The organism is Vibrio sp. V42_P2S4T144 (assembly GCF_009904715.1).
Taxonomy (GTDB): domain Bacteria; phylum Pseudomonadota; class Gammaproteobacteria; order Enterobacterales; family Vibrionaceae; genus Vibrio; species Vibrio alginolyticus.
This window is the reverse complement of the sequence record NZ_WXWS01000461.1, coordinates 1-7,264: the sequence shown is the minus strand read 5'-3', so window position 1 is coordinate 7,264 and position 7,264 is coordinate 1. Positions and strand designations below refer to the sequence as shown.

Below are 7,264 nucleotides of genomic sequence, written 5' to 3'. Positions count from 1 at the left end.
ATAGGGGTAAGCATGCTGGCTGAGCTTTGTATTGAGGCAGAACGAGTTACTGCTGCGGAGTTTGACAGGCGAACAGCGGAGCTAATTTTACGAATCGAGCAGGAGATCGAAAACATAAACTATTGGGTAGAGACAAATGAATACACAATTTAATGTGATGGTGATTGATGACCATCCGCTACAAACCACAATACTTACGCAAATATTGGAACGCTATTGCGCGCAAGTCATCCCTTTTAACTGTGTGGATGCCGCTATTCAGAGTGTGCAGGAACAATATTTTGACGTGATTTTTTGTGATATCCAAATGCCCGGAAAAGACGGCATCGATATGATGGAAATGCTCGATAAAGTCCAGTACCAGGGGCAAGTTGTACTGGTCAGTGCAATGGAATTGACCATTATTTCTGCGGTAAGAGCCATGTGCGAGGGATTTAGTTTTGAAGTATTAGGGAAGCTGCCTAAGCCATACGATGAAAATGAAGTCGTTGATTTGTTGGGTAAAATAAAAGATGAAAAAGCGAAACAAGTCAGCTTTGCGCAACCTATTGAAGTGGAAGATCAAGAATTCCTGTTTGCTCTGGCTGAAGGGCGCGTGAAAAATTATTACCAGCCTTTAGTCGATGTGCAAAGTGGGGAAGTGCTTGGGTATGAAGCGCTCGCGCGTTGGAATCATCCTATTTATGGTGTGTTACCCCCTCATTATTTTTTGCCAATTGTAGAGCGTTGCCGCCTTTCTGGAGAGTTGTTTCAAGCTGTATTGAGTAATGTTATCTATGACATGAAACACCGCGGATTGACGCAAAACGTATCCATCAATGTAGACCATGAAAATTTAGAAGATACGGCGTTCTCTCATTACTTTTTACAGCAATGTTTAGAGAGCGAGATTGACCCATCACAAATCACCATTGAAATTACAGAGCGAGATACATTTCAGACTAGCGCGTCCCTGTACAAGAATTTACTCAAGTTGAGGATGAACGGTGTCACTGTCTCAATAGATGATTTTGGCACGGGGTCATCGACGTTTGAAAAACTGGCTCAACTGCCATTCAACGAGTTAAAAATCGATCGTTCGTTTGTACAAGGTGTCGAATGCGATATCAAAAAACGCAACATCGTTGTTGCTATTTGCGCGTTAGCGAAAAGTTTGAATATACGACTGGTCGCGGAAGGTATTGAAGACGAAGTCACACTGCAAGCGATACGTGAGTATGGCATTGATCTTTGCCAAGGCTTCTACATTGATAAACCCATGCCACTAGAAGCCATAACCATACTAAATGAAAGATATGAATAAATTGAATTACTTGATCTTTGACGATCATCCTCTCGTTTGTGTTGCAATCAAGTCGTTGCTGGAAGAGTTAGGTAAAACAAATGGGGTATTTACTGCAACATCAGCGAAGATGGCATTACAAATATTGAAAAAGGAAGAAATTCAACTGTTGATCTTAGATTTGAACTTGGCAGATTGCGATGGGTTTGATTTCTACAAACGTATCAAATCCCATGGTTATGAAGGCAAAGTCATTTTCTTCTCCGCTGAAACTAGCCAAATGTACAGCCAAATGGCTTTTCGTTCTGGCGCTGATGGCTATGTGTGTAAATCGGAAAATCACGACATTCTTAAAGACGCGATAGAAGCGGTAGAGAAGGGGTATACCTTCTTCAAATTTAAGCAAGTTGTTAATAGCGTTCGAGAAATGCCACAACTTTCAAGCAGAGAAAGCGCAGTAATGAAGTATTTATTACAAGGAAAGTCCAATCGAGAAATCGCTTCAGTGCTATCAATAAGTGACAAAACAGTCAGCACATACAAACGTCGTCTATTGGATAAATTTAACGTAAAGAACATTGTTGAGCTAACAAGAGTGGCGGGGGGGGTAAGACCGCATCATGACACTTAAAAGTATCGCGTTGTCTCTTTTCATCGCAACATTACTATTCGTCACTTCTGTCACAATGATTGGTGCGGTGTTAATTTCTTATGAAGTAAAGCAGTTCAACACTTACGCGAATAATTTAGCCAAAATAAAACAAAAAGTAATTCTCATGGGGCTATTGACGGAAGCGCAGCTCGAGCAATACAAAGGCATGAGCGTGAGTGAAGTAGAAGCGCAAACAGAGCTGAGCTTTCAAGATGCGATTTACTCCCTGTCACGTTATGAAAAACTTAATTACGTTGAAGCTGTTGCACGGAAATCGCTTCATCAGGCTGAAGCGTATTTATCAAATGCGTTCAATCGACAAAATGCCGTTATGTATTTTCGTTCTTATACTGGAAACAAACTCATCTTAGAGAGACCGATTGAAGCGCTAGAGGGAGTGAAAGCCACGTTTGATGTTGATTGGTGTAAAAGTAACTATTCTTGTGTGTTAGCCGCGTGGAAAGAGCAACTAACGGACCGGGTATTGTTTTCCCTACCATTTAAAACGACATACTCCGATGACATGGCGATAAGCATCATGAGTCCGGTTTACTTTCAAGGTGAGTTAGTGGGAGAGTTCTCGGAACAATTATACCTCTCGCCGCTTTATAATGATGGGAAAGCGGTGGATGTTCAAATAGCGAATGGGAACAAACAAATGGTGATTTATTTCGCTGGCTACCCCTTTCCATCATTCGCGTACACCCAATCATATGTCGCAGACAACAACAATCTTATCGTTTACATGTACCCATTCAGTAAAATTGTATTGGATTACGTGTTCTTGTTTATCATCTTCTTTTTCGTAACCTTAGCGTATTACAACAAAGCTTATGAATCTAAAGAGAGCAAACTTCGCCTCGCGAAAGCACTGACGAACGTGACGAAAGATGATTTAACGGGATTGTTTAACCGCAGAGTTTTTCAAGATAGCGAGTTCAAACGTCGTTTGGAAACCGCGCCATATTCCGTCATTGCAATAGATGGCGATAGGATCAAGCGAATCAATGACCATTACGGTCACCATGTAGGGGACGAAGTTATTGGAATTATTGCTGATGCTATGTCTAAAGTGTTTCGAAATAGTGATTATCTAGTTCGAACTGGTGGTGATGAGTTTGTTGCGATTCTGCCGGGTTGCAGTATCAGTCAATCTTCAATATTGGCGAAGAAGCTTCGTAGTGTCGTTAAAGATAATCGACTAAAGACCTTGGATATCGAAGTTAGTGTGAGTACTGGTATCGCGGCGAATGAATTACACGAAACGCTTCAGGACGTTATTGTACGTGCAGATGAAGATCTCTATGAGATGAAAAAACACAGACAAAAGTCCCATTAAGCAGCGCTAGTATTGACTCAATGTTAAGTTACGGAACATAACCATGACATAACTGTTTGATTAATTTGACCAAACAGAATGAGTGGTCTTTTATATTAGAGCAGTCAACAAATAGTGATTGCTCTATTTATTCTCGACCTTACATTTGGTGTAGCACGTGAACAAAGATCTCGACTTAAACTTACTTAAAATACTTGTCTTACTGGATAAGCACCGTCAGCTCAAGCCCGTTGCGAAAGCGATGGGGAAGAGCGAAGCGTCAATTAGCAAATACCTTGCCCGATTGCGACTCCAGCTAAACGATGAATTGTTTATTCGGCATCCTCACCACATGGAACCGACGGACTATTTAAAACGTCAATTACCTAAAATTTCCGATGCACTCGAGAAGCTTGAAACTTGTCTAATTAGAGATGAGTTTGAACCGGAAAATTACGAAAAAGACATCACCATTTGTTTACCGCAAACCGCTCAATACTCATTTGGGCATTTACTTGCAATGGATTTAATGGTGCTGTTTCCCAAGGCGCACATTTCGATAGCAACGATTACAGAGTATACGATAGAAGAGATAATCCTAGGCAAAGTGGATGCGCAGTTACATTACTTCAACGAGGATGTTCCGAAATCTGTTTATCAGAAGTTCATCGGCTATGCGCCTGCTGTGGTAGTTGTCCCTGAAGAGCTGGGAATTACCACCCTAGAAGAAGCAGCCAAACTTCCCTTTATCATGTTAGAGATTATCGGTTGGAAAGAGAAAGAGCAGCTCGTTAAGCGTGCAATGGAAAGCCACGGTATGGTCATCAACCGTATTGCGGCTCTAGACAACGTAAGCAGCGTATTGAAGCTAATTAAACAAAAAAGCGCCGCAACCGTATTACTTGAATATCAGGCGCCAATTGATGGATATAAATTTATAAGAGTGCCAGAGCATTTTTACCCAGATGGCTGGCCAAAAGTGGTTGTACAGGTGAAGCAAAGCTTAAGACATGATGCAATGCACCAGTTGTTAATCGGTGCTATTGCAAAATACATGAGCGCTTAGCGGCAAAACTCAATGTTTTCTGACTGAGGAATAGTATGCAGAAGTTCAATCAACGTGTCCGCATGGTACTTTTTCAGAATACGCGTTTTGTAGGTGCTGATTGTTTTAGCGCTGAGTGAAAGTTGTTCAGAAATCTTCTTATTTGAGTAGCCTTGTACAAGATAATGGAACACCATGGCTTCGCGATTTGAAAGTGTTACGTTACCCGACGATGGTGTGTGAGTCGACTTAAACATTGAGTAACCACGTGAAACACTCACAATTGCGTCAATAATGGTCTCTCTTGTTTCATGTTTGCTTAAGAAGCCGTTTGCGCCCATTTCGTACGCTGCTTTAGAAAGACTCGAGTAGTCGCGTGAAGAAACAAATAACAGTCGGCCACGATATCCCGTCGCTAAAATGTTTTTGGCTAAACGCATACCATCGCGGTCGCCAAGCACTACGTCTAGAATAATCAAATCAATCTTTTGGCCTCGAACAAGATCCATCACTTCCGCACTGTCAGTGGTTTGAATCACTTCAGCTGTGTTGACTACAGATTCAACTAGAGAAGCAAGAGCTTCGCTATACAATGGTTGAGCGTCGATAATAAGAACATTATTCAAAGTTAACCTCACCTAATACATCAACTAGTGTGCTGTCAGGCGACAGCGCAATTGGATGAATAGGATTGTAGGAAAAACCTTGCTAAGAGGAAGGAAAATGACTCTTTCCAAAAGTGAAAATCAGTGTCTTGATTATGGGAATAGCGATGTCAGGTATTGAAATACCTAGTGATAGGATGATTGCTTAAAACTTACGCTGACAGAAAACTAACAAACTGAAAGTGTTCTTTCAGTGTTCTATGCCTTCAGATTTTCTTGCGATGCCTCTAGCGCTTCGATTTAAACCCGTGTGTTCACAAGCGCAGTTTTATACCATGCCACTTGAAGAGAGCTTGTTATACACCAGGCATGAGCACAGTAGCCAACTTTGTACTGATATCTGTTAGATAGGTTTGGCTATTGACGCTGAACATTACTTCAAATTATTTCTAAACTTTTCATTGACTCTGCCGCTAAAAGTGGAGGTGTTAATTCGCACTTTGGCCACTCATAATGTCGTGTTCAAAAATGAGACAATTTTACATGGTTTGGTATGGAAATGTGCGTTAGCCGTCCTTTTGATGGTTTACAAATTTTGTTGTAACGACTACAAAGGACTTTTGGATTTTTAGCCAGAGAACGGCTTCTCATGGCGTTTGCATCAAACTTTTCTGATGCGTATTTTTGGTTGGATAATTGGCTTTATGAGTAACGTAACCAGCACCATTTTGACAGAAAGTGGTACCAATGAGCTTGAAATCATCGAGTTTCATTTAGAAAAAACATTGCCAGATGGCAGCACAAAAACTTGTTATTACGGCATTAACGTTGCGAAAGTACGAGAAGTGATTCGCGTGCCAGAAACAACCGATTATCCAAACGCACAACCTCATATGATTGGTGTGTTCTCATCCAGAGATGTACTGACGCCTTTAGTGGATTTAGCTGGTTGGTTAGGTGTGCCAACACGACAAGATCTGGAGCGCAAGTTTGTAATCGTTACGGATTTCAACAAAATGACCAATGGCTTCTTAATTGACAGCATTTCGCGTATTCATCGTATCTCTTGGAATGATGTGGAATCACCAAGTCAGTTTTTGGAAGCGGGCGAACAAGATTGTGTAGTAGCCGTTGTCCGTAAAGAAGGCAACCTGATCATGATTCTCGACTTTGAAAAAATCATCGCAGACATCAACCCAGAACTGAGTATGGAAAAATACGATGTGAAAGGGGACAAGTCGGTGGATCTCAACCAGAGAATGGTCGGTAAGCGTAATGCTAAAACGATCATGGTGGTGGATGACTCAGCATTTATTCGCTCTTTGATCCAAGATACATTAGCTTCTTCAGGTTACAATGTGATCACATGTAAAGACGGTGGTGAGGCGCATGAGAAGTTGATGAGCTTGATCGAGGTCGCGAAAGAAGAAAACTTGCCAGTTAAAGAGCTATTAGATGCGGTGGTTACGGACGTAGAAATGCCTCGAATGGATGGTATGCACTTAGTGAAGAGACTACGAGATACCGAAGCGTTTCATGAAATGCCGATCATTATGTTCTCGTCATTGATGAGTGAGGATAACCGAGCGAAAGCACTATCTCTTGGCGCAAATGATACGATTACCAAGCCAGAGATTGGCCGCATGGTGAATATGATGGATAAATACGTGTTTAACTTTGCGTAAAAAACCGATCAGATGAAACAAATAAGGCTGCCGATTGGCAGCCTTATTTTTATTGAGGGCAGGGAAGAATATCTAAGGTGTAACTCTCGTTTGGAGTCTGCGGTGGCCCATATAAAATTCCGCATTGTGTAAGGCTAGCTCTTTTTTCGTCGGCTGCAGCAATGACCATTTCGCGAGTTGTTGAACCAGCCGGGTGATGAAATGTTTTCCAATCCGAGTCTTCTTCGTTCAGTCCTTGCACGAGTAACTTCATCGATTCGCTATCAGAATCAGGATATCCATATAAAAAAACACAGCGCTTTGAACCACCAATATTACAGCCGTCAAATGGTAAATCTGCCATTAAAGCACTGTCTACGAAGTTTGAAACGTAAGGCTTGCTTTCCAATCCCGCAATCGCCATTTTCCCATAACCCACGCCTAATGCTGACGCAATAGCGCCTTTCATTCCTTCCAAACGTGCTTCACGTGCATCGCTTTGAAGGTTTAAAAAGCGTGGCGCGGCAGTGACAGCAAGAATACCGAGCACGACAATAACTACGACTAACTCTATTAGAGTAAATCCCGTTTGTTTTTTCATATTATTTTCACAGCAAGTTAAAGGTAGAAAAACACTGACCGTACACTTGTTTATTGTGTAAATAAGTACGGTAATGATAAATCGATCAGTAGTATAA

General features: G+C 41.5%; 7 protein-coding genes. 5 read left to right on the top strand and 2 right to left on the bottom strand.

Annotated features, from left to right (window positions below; all coding sequences use genetic code 11):
• Window positions 1–136 precede the first annotated feature (136 nt).
• The 4 genes from CAG68_RS15470 to CAG68_RS15455 all read left to right on the top strand — a co-directional run bounded on the left by CAG68_RS15470 (window position 137) and on the right by CAG68_RS15455 (window position 4,318).
• Window positions 137–1,303, top strand: coding sequence for an EAL domain-containing response regulator (locus CAG68_RS15470; protein WP_054576033.1), 1,167 nt, complete (start codon window positions 137–139; stop codon window positions 1,301–1,303).
• Window positions 1,296–1,913 (top strand): response regulator, encoded by a 618-nt coding sequence (locus tag CAG68_RS15465; protein ID WP_161441336.1) that lies wholly within the window; start codon window positions 1,296–1,298, stop codon window positions 1,911–1,913. Before CAG68_RS15470 ends, CAG68_RS15465 begins: the two co-directional genes overlap by 8 nt.
• Window positions 1,903–3,273, top strand: a complete 1,371-nt coding sequence (locus CAG68_RS15460) for a GGDEF domain-containing protein (protein WP_017635346.1) — start codon at window positions 1,903–1,905, stop codon at window positions 3,271–3,273. The genes CAG68_RS15465 and CAG68_RS15460 overlap by 11 nt, the downstream gene beginning before the upstream one ends.
• 157 nt (window positions 3,274–3,430) lie before the next feature.
• The gene (locus CAG68_RS15455) at window positions 3,431–4,318 is read left to right on the top strand and encodes a LysR family transcriptional regulator (RefSeq protein WP_033906494.1); all 888 of its coding nucleotides are present in this window, start codon (window positions 3,431–3,433) and stop codon (window positions 4,316–4,318) included.
• Here CAG68_RS15455 and CAG68_RS15450 read toward each other — a convergent pair.
• Window positions 4,315–4,923, bottom strand: coding sequence for a response regulator transcription factor (locus CAG68_RS15450; RefSeq protein ID WP_054701768.1), 609 nt, complete (start codon window positions 4,921–4,923; stop codon window positions 4,315–4,317). The genes CAG68_RS15455 and CAG68_RS15450 overlap by 4 nt on opposite strands.
• A 683-nt stretch (window positions 4,924–5,606) precedes the next feature.
• Here CAG68_RS15450 and CAG68_RS15445 point away from each other — a divergent pair.
• On the top strand, window positions 5,607–6,587 hold the full coding sequence (locus tag CAG68_RS15445) for a chemotaxis protein (protein WP_025998672.1): 981 nt from the start codon (window positions 5,607–5,609) through the stop codon (window positions 6,585–6,587).
• Window positions 6,588–6,636: 49 nt separating this feature from the next.
• Here the strand turns inward: CAG68_RS15445 and CAG68_RS15440 are convergent, their stop codons facing one another.
• On the bottom strand, window positions 6,637–7,167 hold the full coding sequence (locus tag CAG68_RS15440) for a prepilin-type N-terminal cleavage/methylation domain-containing protein (protein WP_005376513.1): 531 nt from the start codon (window positions 7,165–7,167) through the stop codon (window positions 6,637–6,639).
• Window positions 7,168–7,264 lie beyond the last annotated feature (97 nt).

Coding starts and splice junctions, on each gene's coding strand:
- CAG68_RS15460 (WP_017635346.1), top strand. CDS start 1,903: ATGACACTTAAAAGTATCGCGTTGTCTCTTTTCATCGCAACATTACTA.
- CAG68_RS15440 (WP_005376513.1), bottom strand. CDS start 7,167: ATGAAAAAACAAACGGGATTTACTCTAATAGAGTTAGTCGTAGTTATT.
- CAG68_RS15470 (WP_054576033.1), top strand. CDS start 137: ATGAATACACAATTTAATGTGATGGTGATTGATGACCATCCGCTACAA.
- CAG68_RS15465 (WP_161441336.1), top strand. CDS start 1,296: ATGAATAAATTGAATTACTTGATCTTTGACGATCATCCTCTCGTTTGT.
- CAG68_RS15445 (WP_025998672.1), top strand. CDS start 5,607: ATGAGTAACGTAACCAGCACCATTTTGACAGAAAGTGGTACCAATGAG.